We start from the raw sequence: 1,840 nt of genomic DNA on the forward strand, positions 1-1,840 counted from the left end.
GAAGGGCTTCCCCTCACCTGACCGGGCGTGATGATACAGAGGCCCAATAACGAACCGAAAACCCTGAAACCACCCATGGTACAATTCGGGTTTTGAACCAACCATTACTCGGGTGCCATGGCCAAGAAAAAACCGGAAGTCAAACTGCGCAGTTGGGGCGTCTATACCCCGCTGGATCCCAACTCCAAGGAGCTGCCGCAGCTGATCAAAATGACGCGGGACATCCCCTGCGAGCTGGATATCGAATTCGGCTACATCGTCAATATCAAAAAAGCCAAAAACCGCAAGCTGCAGTATTGCATCTACCACCCGAATATTCCCGATGAAGACGGCAACCCCCTGCCACCCTTCGACGGTGAGGTGTATATCAAACAGAACGACTGGGATTTCTTTATCGGCGATACCATCTGGAAGCCGGTAGAGAACAAGCAGGGTCCCTGGCGCATTACCCTGGCCATTGACGGCCAACTGATCGCCGACGAGACCCTGACCCTCATGCTGCCTTAACGTTGACCAGGGGCGCTTACAGCGCCTCGCGCAAGCGGCGGATGGTCTGCACCCGATTGATGAACTCCTGCATGATCAGGTTGTAGAGTTCATCGCCGATAAATTCATCCTCCACCCCGGCATCGATACTCGGGTTGTCGTTCACCTCAATCACCACCACCCGCTTGCCGCTCTGCTTCAGATCCACGCCGTAGAGTCCCTTGCCGATCAGTCCCGCCGCCTTGATCGCGGTGTCGATGACTTTGCGCGGCACCTCATAGGTCGGCATGGTCTGATAGCCCCCGGAGGGATCTACGGTGTTGTTGTGATCGTAAATCTGCCAGTGACCGCCGGCCATGTAGTATTTACAGGCGTACAGCGGCTTGCCGTTCAGAACGCCAACGCGCCAGTCATAATCGGTGTACATGAACTCCTGGGCGAGCAGCAGGGCGGACTGTTTCAACAGCTCGGTAACGGCCCGGTCCAATCCTTCCCGGTCTTCCACCTTGACCATGCCCCGGGAGAATGACCCGTCCGGGATTTTGACGATCATGGGGAAGCCCAGCTCGGCGGCGACTTTATCGAGCGCGGCTTTGGAGCGGGTGGAAATCAGCCGGGTGGTGGGGGTATCCACCTTGCGGGCGTTGAACAGATCGGCCAGGTACACCTTGTTGGTACAACGGATGATGGACTGCGGATCGTCAATCACCGCGAGCCCCTCGGCCTCGGCCCGGCAGGCGAACTGAAAGGTGTGGTGGTCAATATTGGTGGTTTCCCGAATAAACAGCATGTCGTATTCGGGTAGCTTGCGGATGTCCTTGCGGCCGATGAAGTCGACATTGATGCCCAGCCGGTTACCCGCTTTCACAAATTTCTTCAGCGCTTTGTCGTCGCTGGGAGGCAGCTTCTCATCCGGGTTGACCAGAATGGCCATTTCGTAACGGCTGACCTTCTGGGCTTTGGGTTTGCGCCACAGTTGCGCACTGAAACGATCCAGGGCGTTGGCAAAGGCTTCCTGCTCCGGCTCGGTCAGGGTATGCACCGGCGCCACCTTGAGGCTGTTGATGCGCCAACCGCCGCGCCAGTTCAGTTCGACCTTGAGAATCGGGCAGGGCTGTTGCTCAAACAGTTCCCGGGCAAGCTTTTTCAGTTCCGGCACGCTGCTTTCTCCGAAGAACACCCAGAACTCGAAGGTACTCGTCTCGCGATTGGCCAGCTTGGTGAGAAACTTGTCGGCCTGGCTGTGGAGCTGCTCGGCAATCACTGAAAAACTGCTGTGATTGCGCAGATCGTTCAGGGTTTTCACCGACGGAATCACCGAGTGCCCCCGGGCTTCCGCCAGCAGCGAGCAGTA

Annotated in this window: 2 protein-coding genes; one reads left to right on the forward strand and one right to left on the reverse strand. The window is 57.2% G+C overall.

The genetic code is table 11. From position 1 onward, the window contains the following. The first annotated feature begins 117 nt into the window (after nucleotides 1-117). The gene (locus tag B3520_RS15560) at nucleotides 118-507 is read left to right on the forward strand and encodes a DUF3859 domain-containing protein (protein ID WP_286807329.1); all 390 of its coding nucleotides are present in this window, start codon (nucleotides 118-120) and stop codon (nucleotides 505-507) included. A gap of 16 nt (nucleotides 508-523) precedes the next feature. Here B3520_RS15560 and B3520_RS15565 read toward each other — a convergent pair. Next, a partial coding sequence (locus tag B3520_RS15565; protein ID WP_286876411.1) for a RimK family protein occupies nucleotides 524-1,840 on the reverse strand: 1,317 nt, incomplete at its 5' end.

Origin of the sequence: Marinimicrobium sp. UBA4509 (assembly GCF_002388575.1) — a bacterium.
Taxonomy (GTDB): domain Bacteria; phylum Pseudomonadota; class Gammaproteobacteria; order Pseudomonadales; family Cellvibrionaceae; genus Marinimicrobium; species Marinimicrobium koreense.